The following is a 13,076-nucleotide window of genomic DNA, read 5'->3' on the forward strand; positions in this document are numbered from 1 at the left end:
GTACAGTTAATTAACAAAAACACAAGAGCATATTGCTATATTTGTCGCTTAACAACCTACTAAAACGTTTGAAGATGAAGAAAATATTTTTCTTATTCATTTTAATTACAGCTTGTAAAACCGAAAAAAGAGATTTAAATTTTGATTTCACTACTACTTTTGAAAAAAGCCAAGGTACCGAAACACCTACCTATCCTGAAGTAATAAACTATTACACAGAGCTGGCCAAAGCTTTTCCGGAAATTACTATAGAAGCTATAGGCGAAACAGATGCTGGCAAACCGTTACATATAGTTACATGGAATATTGAAAAGAATTTTAATTTTCAAGAAATAAGAAAAAACAAACAAATTTTATTCATCAATAATGGTATACATCCAGGAGAATCTGATGGTATTGATGCAACCATGCTATTATTTAGAGATCTTGCTAACGGAAAAATAGAAGCACCACAAAACACTGTTTTAGTTACTATACCTGTTTATAATGTTGGCGGAAGTTTAAATAGAAACAGTACCACAAGAACCAACCAAAATGGTCCGAAAGAATATGGTTTTAGAGGAAATGCTAGAAACTATGATTTAAACAGAGACTTTATTAAGAGTGATACCAAAAACGCAAAAACTTTTGCTAAAATATTTCATAAAGTACAGCCTGATGTTTTTATAGACAATCATGTAAGCAATGGAGCCGATTACCAATACACATTAACCCATTTGTTTACCCAACATAACAAACTTGGTGGTGATTTAGGAAACTATTTACACACCATTATGATGCCTAATTTAGAAGAAAAACTTGCTGCTAAAAATTGGGATATTACTCCTTATGTAAATGTATTTAATACAGTTCCTGAAACTGGTTTTAGTCAATTTATGGATTCGCCAAGATATTCTACTGGTTACACAACGCTGTTTAATACGTTAGGAATGATGGTAGAAACGCACATGTTAAAACCATACAAACAGCGTGTAGAAGGAACCTATGAGTTAATGAAAAGCATGCTTGAAATAACAGAAAAAGACGGTAAAAAAATAAAAGAGCTTCGTGCTAATTACAACAAAAAACTTTTAGCAAACAAAACCTACCCTTTAAATTGGCAAGTAGACACTACCAAAACTTCTACCTTAAATTTTAAAGGATTTGAAGGAGCAATGATACCTAGTAAAATCACAGGACAACAACGCTTAAAGTATGACACTACAAAACCTTTTACCAAAGAAATAAACTATTTAAATTACTTTAAACCTACAGATTCTGTAAGTATACCTAGCGCTTATGTGATACCTAAAGGTTGGTGGAACGTAATTGAACGGTTAAAAGGAAATAATGTAGAAATGAAAACTTTAAAAAACGATACTGTTTTAGAAGTTTCAGCTTATACCATTGACAAATACGAAACTAGAAAGCAAGCCTATGAAGGCCATTATCCACATTATAATACTACGGTAAAATCTTCTTCTGAAAAAATCACTTTCCGAGAAGGAGACTTTATTATTAACACCAACCAGAGAGCACTTCGCTACTTATTAGAAACACTAGAACCACAAGCTCCAGATTCTTTTTTTAACTGGAATTTTTTCGATACTATTTTGCAACAAAAAGAACATTTTTCGCCTTATGTTTGGGAAGACAAAGCAAAAGCTCTTTTAGCACAAAACCCAAAACTGCAAATAGCATTTAACACCAAAAAATCTTTTAATAAAGATTTTGCAAATAATTGGTATGCACAATTAGATTGGCTACATAAACAAAGTGAAAACTATGAAAAAGCACATTTACAATATCCTGTTTATCGTGTAGAATAATAACTAAAATAGAAAGAGCCGTTGTAAATAATAACAACGACTCTTTCAAAAGTAACTAAACAATTAAACTTACTTATTGACTTGTATTTTTTTAACTACAGTTCTGTAATCTGATTGTAGTCGCATTAAATACATTCCGTTTTGTAAGGCACTAACATTTAATTTTTCTTTTCCATCATTTGCGGTATTAATTGTTCCATTACTAATTTGTCTTCCACTCATATCTAATAAAGTATAATGCATTACTTCATTATCAAACAAAACAATATCCATATTTAAATTATCCCTTACTGGATTTGGATACATTTTTATTTCTGTATTGTTTTCAATAAAATCCTTTTTAAAAGATTCAAAACTATTGTACGTATTTACAAAGTTATTTACTGTTTTATCATCGCTCACTCCAGTTCTGTGGTAGTAATTAAAGAAATAACAAAACCATCTATTACTAATTACTAGATTTATTGCTCCATGTACATCAAGAGATGCACATATATTATTATCACTTATAATGTTTAACACATCAAAACCTGTAGTAGTTCCTGGCACAACAACACTTAAATCTAAAGTATCTGGACGATACACTAAACTATGTATACGATAGAAACCAGAGTTTGTTACATCAAATTCAGGAGTAGCCGAAACACCTATAATAGTTAAAGAAAAAGCTTCGGTTAAAACAAATAACTGTTGGTACCCTTCTGGTATATTAGCTGCTTCATTTTGCATTGCGTTTATAGTTGCTTGACCAGAACTCAAACAACTTATTGGGCTACTACTATACATAGTACCAGATGACGCCAAACAAACATCCATTGCACTTACTACTATTGCTGCTCCTGCTACATCTAGAGATGCGCAAATCATTCCGCCTCCTTGAAGTAACAATCCGTTTACATCAAATCCTGTGGTTGTTCCTGGTACTACAATACTTAAATCTAAGGTTTCTGCATTGTACACTAAAGTGTGAATGGTGTAGTTTCCTGCTGCTGTAACTTCAAAATTTGGTGTTGCTGCTACATTCTGAATTACTAATCCTTCTCCTTCGGTTAATACATATAATGCTTCATAACCTTCTGGAATATTAGCATCGCCATTTACTGTGGCAGTAAGCATTGCTGCTCCATCTGCTAAGTAAACCATATCCATATCTGCGGTAAGTGTTCCTGCGGAAGCGTCACAACTCATTACTGCTATTGCTGCTCCTGCTACATCTAGAGATGCACAAATCATTCCGCCTCCTTGTAGTAACAATCCGTTTACATCAAATCCTGTGGTTGTTCCTGGTACTACAATACTTAAATCTAAAGTTTCTGCATTATACACTAAAGTGTGAATAGTGTAGTTTCCTGCTGCTGTAACTTCAAAATTTGGTGTTGCTGCTACATTCTGAATGACTAATCCTTCACCTGCAGTTAATACATATAATGCTTCATAACCTTGCGGAATATTAGCATCGCCATTTGCTGTAGCTGAAAGCATTGCTGCTCCATCTGCTAAGTAAACCATATCCATGTCTGCGGTAAGTGTTCCTGCGGAAGCGTCACAACTCATTACTGAAATTGCCGCTCCTGCTACATCTAAGGATGCGCAAATCATTCCGCCTCCTTGTAGTAACAATCCGTTTACATCAAATCCTGTGGTTGTTCCTGGTACTACAATACTTAAATCTAAGGTTTCGACATTGTATACTAAAGTGTGAATGGTGTAGTTTCCTGCTGCTGTAACTTCAAAATTTGGTGTTGCTGCTACATTCTGAATGACTAATCCCTCGCCTTCGGTTAATACATATAATGCTTCATAACCTTGCGGAATAGTAGCATCGCCATTTGCTGTAGCTGAAAGCATTGCTGCTCCATCTGCTAAGTAAACCATATCCATGTCTGCTGTAAGTGTTCCTGCGGAAGCATCACAACTCATTACTGCTATTGCTGCTCCTGCTACATCTAGAGATGCACAAATCATTCCGCCTCCTTGTAGTAACAATCCGTTTACATCAAATCCTGTGGTTGTTCCTGGTACTACAATACTTAAATCTAAGGTTTCAGCGTTGTATACTAAAGTGTGAATGGTGTAGTTTCCAGCTGCTGTAACTTCAAAACTTGGTGTTGCTCCTACATTCTGAATGACTAATCCTTCGCCTTCGGTTAATACATATAATGTTTCATAACCTTGCGGAATAGTAGCATCGCCATTTGCTGTAGCTGAAAGCATTGCTGCTCCATCTGCTAAGTAAACCATATCCATATCTGCGGTAAGTGTTCCTGCGGAAGCATCACAACTCATTACTGCTATTGCTGCTCCTGCTACATCTAGAGATGCACAAATCATTCCGCCTCCTTGTAATAACAATCCGTTTACATCAAAACCGGTAGTTGTTCCTGGTACTACAATACTTAAATCTAAGGTTTCTGCGTTGTATACTAAAGTATGAATGGTGTAATTTCCAGCTGCTGCAACTTCAAAATTGGGTGTTGCTGCTACATTCTGAATTACTAATCCTTCGCCTTCGGTTAATACATATAATGCTTCATAACCTTCTGGAATATTAGCATCTCCATTTGCTGTAGCTGAAAGCATTGCTGCTCCATCTGCCAAGTAAACCATATCCATGTCTGCGGTAAGTGTTCCTGCGGAAGCATCACAACTCATTACTGCTATTGCTGCTCCTGCTACATCTAAGGATGCGCAAATCATTCCGCCTCCTTGTATTAAGTAAGCATTTACATCAAAACCAGTGGTACTACCTAAATTAATAAGACCTAAGTTAGCAGTATCAGGATTGTATACTAAAGTATGAATAGTATAATTTCCTGGTTCTGTTACCTGAAATTCTGGAGTATGAGAACCAGCTAGCAGCAAGAGCTCTTCTCCTTGTGTTAATCCATAAATTACCATAAAATCGTCAGGCACAAACATATCTCCATTTGGCGTGGCCGAAATGGTTGCTGTACCATCCATTATAGTTACAAGTTCATCATTTGCAGTAAGTGTTCCTGCATACGCTTCACAATTATTGGATTGTGAAAAAGAAGTTATAGAAAAAAATAATGTAAGTATGAAAAGTAGGTTTTGTAATCTGGAGTTCCTGTTGATTAGTTTTGCTTTCATAATTGTTTGTTTTTCTTATTACACTCAAAATTAAAGAATTAAAGACCAGAAACAAAGTTTTTGTCTAACTTTTTTTAAAATCTTTTAGACAGAAATATCTTATAAAAAGCTATAATACACCAGTAAAAACAGGTGTTATTCCGTGTATTTTTAAGGTAAAAAAAGTGTTACTTAGTGAAAAGCATTGTTGATTTTAGCTACAAAACCAAAGGAGTTTTAAAGATATGTATTACAGAAAAGACTGATTTGTAAGAATTAACACATCGAGAAACATCTGTTTATTAGATAGGTTTTTAATGAAGAACATTAAAAAGATCATTTTCATCTTTAAAAAAAATATAATTAATTACACCAAGAGTTTAATATTAGCATAACTATTCTCTAAAGCTTCTTGGCTTTCTTTAGCGTTAAGCCATGCTACTTTAGTAATTCCTTCGTTTTCTTGAGGATATAATTTTCCGGAAAAGTTTGTTTGCATTTCAAACCAATAAGTAATCTTGATTTTATGCTTTCCGTTACGTTTAAAAATGTGATACGTAGTCTGTAAGGGTTTTATAATTTTTAAACCAGCAACACCAGTTTCTTCAGCAACTTCTCTTACAGCAGTTTCTTCAATGGTTTCATGAAGTTCTGCTTTTCCTTTAGGCAGATCCCATTTATCATTTCTATAAATAAAAAGTATTTCGCCTTTATCATTAAAAACTTTTCCACCTCCAGCAACTACATTAGGCAAGAGTTTTAAAAATTTTTTAAGGAGTTTTTCTGGGTTTTTATGTATTAACCTTACTTCTTTAAGCGAAGTAGTATTAAGTTCTTTAATAACTTTTCCAATATTCACAGAATCAAGTAAGTAGTTTTTAAAACCAGATTCTTTTTCTACTATATGCGTTAGTACTATAGGTTTGTCGCTTACAAAAACTTGATACATTTTATTTAGTATGTTTAGGTTTTGTAAAAATATCATTTTTTTGCTCAAAACAAATAGTATAAAAATTAAATTTATATGTAGTTTTGTACTATGATTTTTAATAAAGACACAGCCAAAAAAACCGCAGAAGTTTTATTGCAAATTAATGCTATAAAACTTAGTCCGAAAGAACCATTTACTTGGGCTTCTGGATGGAAATCTCCTATATACTGCGACAACAGAATCATTTTATCTTTTCCTCCAATACGAAATTACATTCGTGAAACTATGGCAAAGCATATTGAATTACAATATGGTAAACCAGATGTAATTGCAGGTGTTGCTACAGGAGCTATAGGTATAGGAATGTTAGTTGCAGAGTATTTAGGACTTCCTTTTGTATATGTAAGACCAGAAGCAAAAGCACATGGTAGAAAAAACCAAATTGAAGGATTTTTAGAATCTGGACAAAATGTTGTTGTTGTCGAAGACTTAATTAGTACAGGAAAAAGCAGCTTAAATGCTGTAAGAGCTTTAAAAGAAGCACATGCCAACGTAAAAGGAATGGTTGCCATTTTTTCTTATGGTTTTGATATTGCTACGCAAAATTTTGCGGAAGAAAACATTACCTTAAATACATTAAGCAATTATGAAAATTTATTAGATCAAGCCTTAGACACTAAGTATATTACCGAAGATCAATTAGCAACTTTAAAAGATTGGAATGCAAATCCAAGTGAATGGAACGCTTTTTGAAAACCTTTAAGTAAAAAAACAAGAATATGAAACTAGAATCTCCAAAAGTAACCTTAAATAAATCTGCTCAAGAAACCTTTGATTTTTTAAGTGATGTAAAAAACTTTGAAAGCCTAATGCCTGAAAACATTAACAAATTTGAAGTTTTAGATACCGACAAATTTCTTTTTGCTTTAAAAGGTATGCCAGAAATTATTTTAAAAAAGAAAGAAGCAGAAGCGCCAAATAAAATTGTTTTAGGTGCAGCTGGCGGAAAAATAGACTTTTCTTTAACTGCAAATATTATAGCTCTTTCAGAATCAACTAGTGAAGTTCAATTAATTTTTGCTGGTGAGTTTAATGCTATGATGGCAATGATGATAAAAGGACCTATTAGTAAATTTATTGAAACCTTAACGGCTAACATGCCTGCAGCAGTTTAATATAAAAGTTTTATTTCTTTTAAATTAAACTCTTTTAATACAGCATCTTCTAAAAGTACTTGAAGATTTCCGCTTTGCGAAACAGACTGTATAATACCAGAAAACATATTACCTTCTATGTCTTTAAACGTAGAAGGTTTCTTTTTTCTAAACAAGTACTTTTCATAAGTACTCTTTAATTCTTCATAATTACCATTTTCTAAAACGGTAAAATAATACTTCAAGTTCTTAATTAAATGTATTAAAAGTTCATCTATATTATAAACGTTTCCTGTTAGGTTTATTAAAGACGAAGCTTGCGGTAAGTTTTCAAAATTGGTTTGGTTTACATTAATACCAATACCTATAATACTATCTTTAAAATTATTTTTTTTGATACTATTTTCTATTAAAACACCACAAATCTTTTTGTTTTCTGACAAAATGTCGTTAGGCCATTTAATATATAATTTAGGAACTTTATATGCTTTTAGCGTTTTTATTATGGCAAGCGCTACAGTAATACTGATGTAAAAATGTTGATCAAATCCTAAAAAAGAAACATCTTTAAACACACTAAACATAAGGTTTTCTCCTGTATTTGCAGACCAAGAAGTTCCCATTTGTCCACGACCATTTGTTTGGTAATTAGTCTGCACAACCGTATAATCTACAACAGTTTCTTCCGTACTTAATTTTTTTAAAAAAGTATTCGTAGAATTGATGGCATTAAGTTTGATTATACGCATTATATTAGTGGTTTTAAATCTTATAGATTTTTAACACTATAAAGAACTAAAAAAATAATAACTTTGCACAAATTTAATTCATATTAATGACAAAAAAACAAACAAATCCTGACCAACTAATTACAGGAATATTAGCTGGAATTGAAGATGTAAAAGGACAAAATATAAACATTCTAGATTTACGCGAAATAGAAAATACAGTTTGTGATTACTTTATAGTTTGTGAAGGTACTTCTAATACACAAGTTAATGCAATTGTTAATTCTGTACAGAAAAGAGTAAGTAAAGATTTAAAAGATAAACCTTGGCATATTGAAGGTTTAGATAATTCTGAATGGGTTTTAATTGATTATGTAAACGTAGTGGTTCATGTATTTCAAAAACACATTAGAGAGTACTATGATATTGAAAGTCTTTGGGGAGACGCAAAAACCACAGTTATAGAAACAAACTATTAAAAAGGAATACCACTTTTGTGGGATATATATATGGCAAACGACAAAAATACAAATAGCAAAAAACCAAAGTTTAATTATTATTGGATATATGGTGGTATCATAGCCATCTTTATTGCAATGCAATTTTTTAACGGAAGTGGTTTACAAGACGCAAAAACAATTACACCATCAGAATTTTTTGAATTCGCAAAAGACAATGATGTTGCAAAAGTTGAAATTATAAATAGACATGAAGCTAATGTTTATTTAACACCTGAAGCGCAAGAAAAAGAAATACACAAAAAATCGAAACCTTCTAGTTTTTTACCAAGTTCGTCAAAACTACCAAACTATAGTTTTGAAATTGGTGACTTACAAAACTTTGAAAACGATTTAAAAGCCATTGGCAAATACGATATTTTAAGTAATAAAACGGTTTCTAATGCATGGGGAGATTTAATTATTGGCTTAATACCTTTTATTCTTTTAATTGGTGTTTGGGTATTTATTATGCGACGCATGTCTGGTGGTGCTGGTGGTGGCGCTGGAGGTCAAATCTTTAATATTGGTAAATCTAAAGCAAAACTTTTTGACCAAAACACAGAAGTAAAAACATCTTTTAAAGATGTTGCTGGTTTAGAAGGTGCTAAAGAAGAAGTACAAGAAATTGTAGACTTCTTAAAAAACCCTGAAAAATACACCTCATTAGGTGGTAAAATACCTAAAGGAGCATTACTAGTAGGACCTCCTGGAACAGGTAAAACATTACTAGCAAAAGCAGTAGCTGGTGAAGCTAAAGTACCTTTCTTTTCTTTATCTGGATCTGACTTTGTTGAAATGTTTGTAGGTGTTGGTGCTTCTAGAGTTAGAGATTTATTTAAGCAAGCAAAAGAAAAATCGCCTGCTATTATTTTTATTGATGAAATTGATGCTATTGGTCGTGCAAGAGGTAAAAACGCAATGTCAGGTTCTAATGATGAGCGTGAAAATACCTTAAACCAATTACTAACAGAAATGGATGGTTTTGGTACAAATACAAACGTGATTGTTCTTGCTGCTACCAATAGAGCAGATATATTAGACAAAGCCTTAATGCGTGCAGGACGTTTTGACAGACAAATATTTGTAGATCTTCCAGATGTTCGTGAGCGAAAAGAAATTTTTGAAGTTCACTTAAGACCGCTTAAAAAAGCAGAAGGTCTAGATCTTGAATTCTTATCTAAACAAACACCTGGGTTTTCTGGAGCAGATATTGCTAATGTTTGTAATGAAGCTGCTTTAATTGCTGCAAGACAAGGTAAAAAAGCCGTAGACAAACAAGACTTTTTAGATGCTGTTGATAGAATAATTGGTGGACTAGAAAAGAAAAATAAAATAATTACTCCTTCAGAAAAAAGAGCTGTTGCATTTCATGAAGCTGGTCATGCCACTGTAAGTTGGATGCTAGAACATGCTGCTCCTTTAGTAAAAGTTACCATTGTACCAAGAGGAAGATCTTTAGGTGCTGCATGGTACTTACCAGAAGAACGCTTAATTGTTAGACCAGAGCAAATGCTAGACGAAATGTGTGCTGCTCTTGGTGGTCGTGCTGCAGAAAAAGTAATTTTCAATAAAATATCTACAGGTGCATTAAGCGATTTAGAAAAAGTAACTAAACAAGCTAGAGCAATGGTTACTGTTTATGGCTTAAGTGACAAAATAGGAAACTTAACGTATTATGATTCTTCTGGACAAAATGAATATGGTTTCTCTAAACCATACAGTGAGCAAACTGCAGAGTTAATAGACAAAGAAATTTCTGATATTATTGAAAAACAATACGATAGAGCTGTTAAACTTTTAGAAGAAAACAAAGACAAGCTTACCGAATTGGCAGAAGTCTTACTAGACAAAGAAGTTATATTTAAAGATAATTTAGAAAAAATATTTGGAAAACGTCCTTTTGAAGTAGAAGAACGTCCTCTATTAGAAAAATAAATTATTTTAATAAAATTGTTAACATTAATTTAAAATCTTAAATTAACCCATTGGTTAGTTTAAGATTTTTTATCTTTGAAAAACGCTATAGCTAACGAATTAACTGCTATAATTTAAATGAGTCTTTTTAGAAAAATTTTCGGTTCTAAATCTAAAACACCAGAAGAAGAACTACCATCTGATAATCGTGGCAAATACATGCCAGAAATAAAACTACCAATAGACGAAAGGTTTACTATAAACTTTAAAACTAATGGTGGAAAGTTCTTGTATTGCGAAAATTTAAATGAGGTCTTTGATTGTATGCAACAAATTATTAATGAAAATAATTGGCAGGAAGCAAATGCCCTTGTTATAGATGAGAATTTAAAAGAAAAATTTTCTGAGACTAATTTAAAATCTACTAAAATCGTTTCGCAAGCAGAATACATGCTTACCACTTGCGAAAATCTTATAGCAATTGACGGTTCTTTACTTATTTCGTCTAATCAAATTGCTGAAAAAAAATTAAGTGAATTGCCTGATAACTTTGTTGTTTTCTCTACAACCAGTCAAATTATTGAAACTATAGGAGAAGGCCTAAAAGGAATAAAGGCTAAAAACAAACAAAAGATACCTACAAACATTACAACCATTAAGCACTTTAAATCTTGTGATGAAAAAGACTTCTTATCTTACGGAAGTAGTTCAAAAAACTTATATTTGTTGCTTTTAGAAGATCTTTAAGATGAAATGTAAAAAACACATTTTATTAACCAACTTATAAATTACATCTTTTCTTTTAAAAAACTAAACCCAACAGATGAAAGACATTGCTATTCGCGCATTTTCAGGATTAATTTATGTACTACTGCTTATTATTTCACTGTATAATGAACATGCATTAATTCTTCTTTTCTTTCTTTTTGGTGTTATATGCTTAGCAGAGTTTAAAAAACTTATTCAGTTAAAAGGGTTTATATCTTACATTATTTTTGCTGCTATCTATTTTATTTTTGGTTATTGGCAATTAGTAATGCAATCTAATACAGGTCTAAATGAAGCTACACAAATACTTCAAGTTATTTCTATTTTTGTACTTTTATTATTAATTAAAGATTTGTTTTCAGAAAAAACAATTCCGCTTTTTAGTTCTAAAAGAAGGTTACTAACCATTTTTTATATATCTAGTGCATTTGTATTTTTAGTACTTATAGCTAATTATTATCCAGTATATAATCCTAATATTCTATTAGGTTGTTTTATATTAGTTTGGGTTAATGATACTTTTGCTTACTTGGTTGGTTCTAGATTTGGTAAACAAAAACTTTTTCCTAGTATCTCTCCTAAAAAAACGGTTGAAGGTTTTCTAGGTGGTTTATTTTTTGCCTGTATATCTAGTTATTTTATTGCAGAATATACAAACACATTAACATTTACCAATTGGCTAATCATTAGCATAATAGTAAGTGTATTTGGTACCTTAGGCGATTTAATTGAGTCTAAGTTTAAACGACAAGCAAAAGTTAAGGATAGTGGTGTTATAATGCCAGGACATGGTGGATTGTTAGATCGATTTGATAGCATTATATTTGCAGCTCCTTTTATTTATTTATTTTTAAGAATTATACATTATGTTTCATAAAGAAGGTTATAAAATAATTGCTATTACATTTATTATTGTAGTAGGTTCGTATTTATTAATAGATGCATTAATAGCTTTAAACTGGCTAAAAACGCTATTATTTGCTGTAGTTGGTATATTCTTAATTTTAATACTTCAGTTTTTTAGAAACCCTAAAAGAAATACTGTCAATAATGACAACCAAGTACTTTCTCCTGTAGACGGAAAAGTAGTGGTTATTGAAGAGGTTTTTGAAAAAGAATACTTTAAAGAAAAAAGGTTACAAGTAAGTGTGTTCATGTCTCCTATAAACGTGCATGTAACACGTTACCCAATTAACGGAAAAGTTGTTTTTAGTAAATACCATCCTGGTAAATACTTAGTAGCTTGGCACCCAAAAGCTAGTGAAGAAAACGAACGTACAACTGTAGTTGTTGAAAGCAATAGCTATGGTAAAGTGTTATACAGACAAATTGCTGGAGCTTTAGCTAAACGTATTGTAAATTATGCCAAAGTTGGTGATACTGCAATACAAGGTAGTGACTCTGGTTTTATTAAATTTGGTTCGAGAGTAGATTTATTTTTACCTTTAGATACTAATATTAAAGTTTCACTTAACCAAAAAGTTCGTGGTGGTGAAAGTATTATAGCAGAAATATAATGGCTTCTAAAGAATTAGATATCGCTTTCCTAGATGCTGTAGCAAGAATAAATGCGCACAAAGAACCCTTTCCTGCCGATTTCTTGCTTCGTTTATATGCATACTACAAAAAGGCTACAAATGACTATAGTAGACCTAGTAGTAGAAAAGAAATTATAAATGCATTTAAAACCAATGCTTTATTTCAAATTCAAAAAATTACCCAAGACGAAGCTAAACAAACCTATATAGACTTAGTTAATAATTACTTTTTATATAGAAAATGATATCTCTTGATTATATTTTAGAAATGCCAGCTTTAGTTGGTGTTATATTTATAATTATAGGAATAATCATGCTAATATTTCCTCCAAAAAAAATTAATATGCTTTATGGTTATAGAACAAATCGTTCTATGCAAAACCAAAAGAAATGGGATTTTTCACAAAAGTACTCTGCTAAATTATTAGCATTAATTGGTGTTGCATTAACCTGTATTTCTACCTTAAACATTTTTTTAAACCTTGAAGAGGTTGCAGAAATGGTTGTTAGTGCCATTTTAATTATTAGCTCTATTCTTTTTTTAATTGTAAAAACAGAAAACAAGCTTAAAAAATTATAGCTCTATATTCCGTTATTTAAAACAGGAATATAGAGCTACATCTATTTTTTAGTAGACTATTACAC

Annotated in this window: 13 protein-coding genes; 10 read left to right on the plus strand and 3 right to left on the minus strand. The window is 31.7% G+C overall.

Annotated features, from left to right (window positions below; all coding sequences use genetic code 11):
- Positions 1 to 74: 74 nt before the first annotated feature.
- Complete coding sequence (locus ACFSSB_RS15125; protein ID WP_379905798.1) at positions 75 to 1,808, plus strand: M14 family metallopeptidase; 1,734 nt, start codon at positions 75 to 77, stop codon at positions 1,806 to 1,808.
- Positions 1,809 to 1,877: 69 nt separating this feature from the next.
- On the opposite strand, the gene ACFSSB_RS15130 is transcribed toward ACFSSB_RS15125, so the two are convergent.
- Entirely contained in the window at positions 1,878 to 4,919 is a 3,042-nt protein-coding gene (locus tag ACFSSB_RS15130) for a T9SS type A sorting domain-containing protein (protein ID WP_379905800.1), read from the minus strand.
- A gap of 346 nt (positions 4,920 to 5,265) precedes the next feature.
- Positions 5,266 to 5,847: an NUDIX hydrolase gene (locus ACFSSB_RS15135; protein ID WP_379905879.1), complete on the minus strand. Its 582-nt coding sequence runs from the start codon at positions 5,845 to 5,847 to the stop codon at positions 5,266 to 5,268.
- 90 nt (positions 5,848 to 5,937) lie between these two features.
- Between ACFSSB_RS15135 and pyrE the strand changes: the two genes are divergently transcribed.
- Entirely contained in the window at positions 5,938 to 6,582 is a 645-nt protein-coding gene (gene pyrE, locus ACFSSB_RS15140) for an orotate phosphoribosyltransferase (protein ID WP_379905802.1), read from the plus strand.
- Between the two features lie 26 nt (positions 6,583 to 6,608).
- Positions 6,609 to 7,004 carry an SRPBCC family protein gene (locus ACFSSB_RS15145; RefSeq protein ID WP_379905804.1) on the plus strand — a complete coding sequence of 132 codons (396 nt, stop codon included), beginning with the start codon at positions 6,609 to 6,611 and terminating at the stop codon, positions 7,002 to 7,004.
- On the opposite strand, the gene ACFSSB_RS15150 is transcribed toward ACFSSB_RS15145, so the two are convergent.
- Positions 7,001 to 7,732 (minus strand): biotin--[acetyl-CoA-carboxylase] ligase, encoded by a 732-nt coding sequence (locus ACFSSB_RS15150; protein ID WP_379905806.1) that lies wholly within the window; start codon positions 7,730 to 7,732, stop codon positions 7,001 to 7,003. The two genes, ACFSSB_RS15145 and ACFSSB_RS15150, sit on opposite strands and share 4 nt — an antisense overlap.
- Before the next feature lie 86 nt (positions 7,733 to 7,818).
- Here ACFSSB_RS15150 and rsfS point away from each other — a divergent pair, with 86 nt between their 5' ends.
- The 7 genes from rsfS to ACFSSB_RS15185 all read left to right on the plus strand — a co-directional run bounded on the left by rsfS (position 7,819) and on the right by ACFSSB_RS15185 (position 13,011).
- The gene (gene rsfS / locus ACFSSB_RS15155; RefSeq protein WP_379905808.1) at positions 7,819 to 8,190 is read left to right on the plus strand and encodes a ribosome silencing factor; all 372 of its coding nucleotides are present in this window, start codon (positions 7,819 to 7,821) and stop codon (positions 8,188 to 8,190) included.
- Between the two features lie 30 nt (positions 8,191 to 8,220).
- Positions 8,221 to 10,146, plus strand: coding sequence for an ATP-dependent zinc metalloprotease FtsH (gene ftsH / locus ACFSSB_RS15160; protein WP_379905810.1), 1,926 nt, complete (start codon positions 8,221 to 8,223; stop codon positions 10,144 to 10,146).
- A 117-nt stretch (positions 10,147 to 10,263) separates the two neighbouring features.
- Complete coding sequence (locus ACFSSB_RS15165; protein ID WP_379905812.1) at positions 10,264 to 10,872, plus strand: LUD domain-containing protein; 609 nt, start codon at positions 10,264 to 10,266, stop codon at positions 10,870 to 10,872.
- A 76-nt stretch (positions 10,873 to 10,948) separates the two neighbouring features.
- Positions 10,949 to 11,770 (plus strand): phosphatidate cytidylyltransferase, encoded by an 822-nt coding sequence (locus ACFSSB_RS15170; protein ID WP_379905814.1) that lies wholly within the window; start codon positions 10,949 to 10,951, stop codon positions 11,768 to 11,770.
- Positions 11,760 to 12,410, plus strand: coding sequence for a phosphatidylserine decarboxylase family protein (locus ACFSSB_RS15175; RefSeq protein ID WP_379905815.1), 651 nt, complete (start codon positions 11,760 to 11,762; stop codon positions 12,408 to 12,410). Before ACFSSB_RS15170 ends, ACFSSB_RS15175 begins: the two co-directional genes overlap by 11 nt.
- Positions 12,410 to 12,676 carry an acyl-CoA-binding protein gene (locus tag ACFSSB_RS15180; RefSeq protein ID WP_379905817.1) on the plus strand — a complete coding sequence of 89 codons (267 nt, stop codon included), beginning with the start codon at positions 12,410 to 12,412 and terminating at the stop codon, positions 12,674 to 12,676. Before ACFSSB_RS15175 ends, ACFSSB_RS15180 begins: the two co-directional genes overlap by 1 nt.
- Entirely contained in the window at positions 12,673 to 13,011 is a 339-nt protein-coding gene (locus tag ACFSSB_RS15185) for an SdpI family protein (RefSeq protein WP_379905819.1), read from the plus strand. Before ACFSSB_RS15180 ends, ACFSSB_RS15185 begins: the two co-directional genes overlap by 4 nt.
- The last annotated feature ends 65 nt before the right edge of the window (positions 13,012 to 13,076 follow it).

The organism is Lacinutrix gracilariae (assembly GCF_042684485.1).
In the GTDB taxonomy this organism is placed as follows: Bacteria; Bacteroidota; Bacteroidia; order Flavobacteriales; family Flavobacteriaceae; genus Oceanihabitans; species Oceanihabitans gracilariae.

Excerpts from the sequence above, each read along its gene's own strand:
- ftsH (WP_379905810.1), top strand. The coding sequence starts at position 8,221 with ATGGCAAACGACAAAAATACAAATAGCAAAAAACCAAAGTTTAATTAT.
- pyrE (WP_379905802.1), top strand. The coding sequence starts at position 5,938 with ATGATTTTTAATAAAGACACAGCCAAAAAAACCGCAGAAGTTTTATTG.
- ACFSSB_RS15150 (WP_379905806.1), bottom strand. The coding sequence starts at position 7,732 with ATGCGTATAATCAAACTTAATGCCATCAATTCTACGAATACTTTTTTA.
- ACFSSB_RS15145 (WP_379905804.1), top strand. The coding sequence starts at position 6,609 with ATGAAACTAGAATCTCCAAAAGTAACCTTAAATAAATCTGCTCAAGAA.
- rsfS (WP_379905808.1), top strand. The coding sequence starts at position 7,819 with ATGACAAAAAAACAAACAAATCCTGACCAACTAATTACAGGAATATTA.
- ACFSSB_RS15135 (WP_379905879.1), bottom strand. The coding sequence starts at position 5,847 with ATGTATCAAGTTTTTGTAAGCGACAAACCTATAGTACTAACGCATATA.
- ACFSSB_RS15165 (WP_379905812.1), top strand. The coding sequence starts at position 10,264 with ATGAGTCTTTTTAGAAAAATTTTCGGTTCTAAATCTAAAACACCAGAA.
- ACFSSB_RS15185 (WP_379905819.1), top strand. The coding sequence starts at position 12,673 with ATGATATCTCTTGATTATATTTTAGAAATGCCAGCTTTAGTTGGTGTT.
- ACFSSB_RS15180 (WP_379905817.1), top strand. The coding sequence starts at position 12,410 with ATGGCTTCTAAAGAATTAGATATCGCTTTCCTAGATGCTGTAGCAAGA.
- ACFSSB_RS15130 (WP_379905800.1), bottom strand. The coding sequence starts at position 4,919 with ATGAAAGCAAAACTAATCAACAGGAACTCCAGATTACAAAACCTACTT.
- ACFSSB_RS15170 (WP_379905814.1), top strand. The coding sequence starts at position 10,949 with ATGAAAGACATTGCTATTCGCGCATTTTCAGGATTAATTTATGTACTA.
- ACFSSB_RS15125 (WP_379905798.1), top strand. The coding sequence starts at position 75 with ATGAAGAAAATATTTTTCTTATTCATTTTAATTACAGCTTGTAAAACC.
- ACFSSB_RS15175 (WP_379905815.1), top strand. The coding sequence starts at position 11,760 with ATGTTTCATAAAGAAGGTTATAAAATAATTGCTATTACATTTATTATT.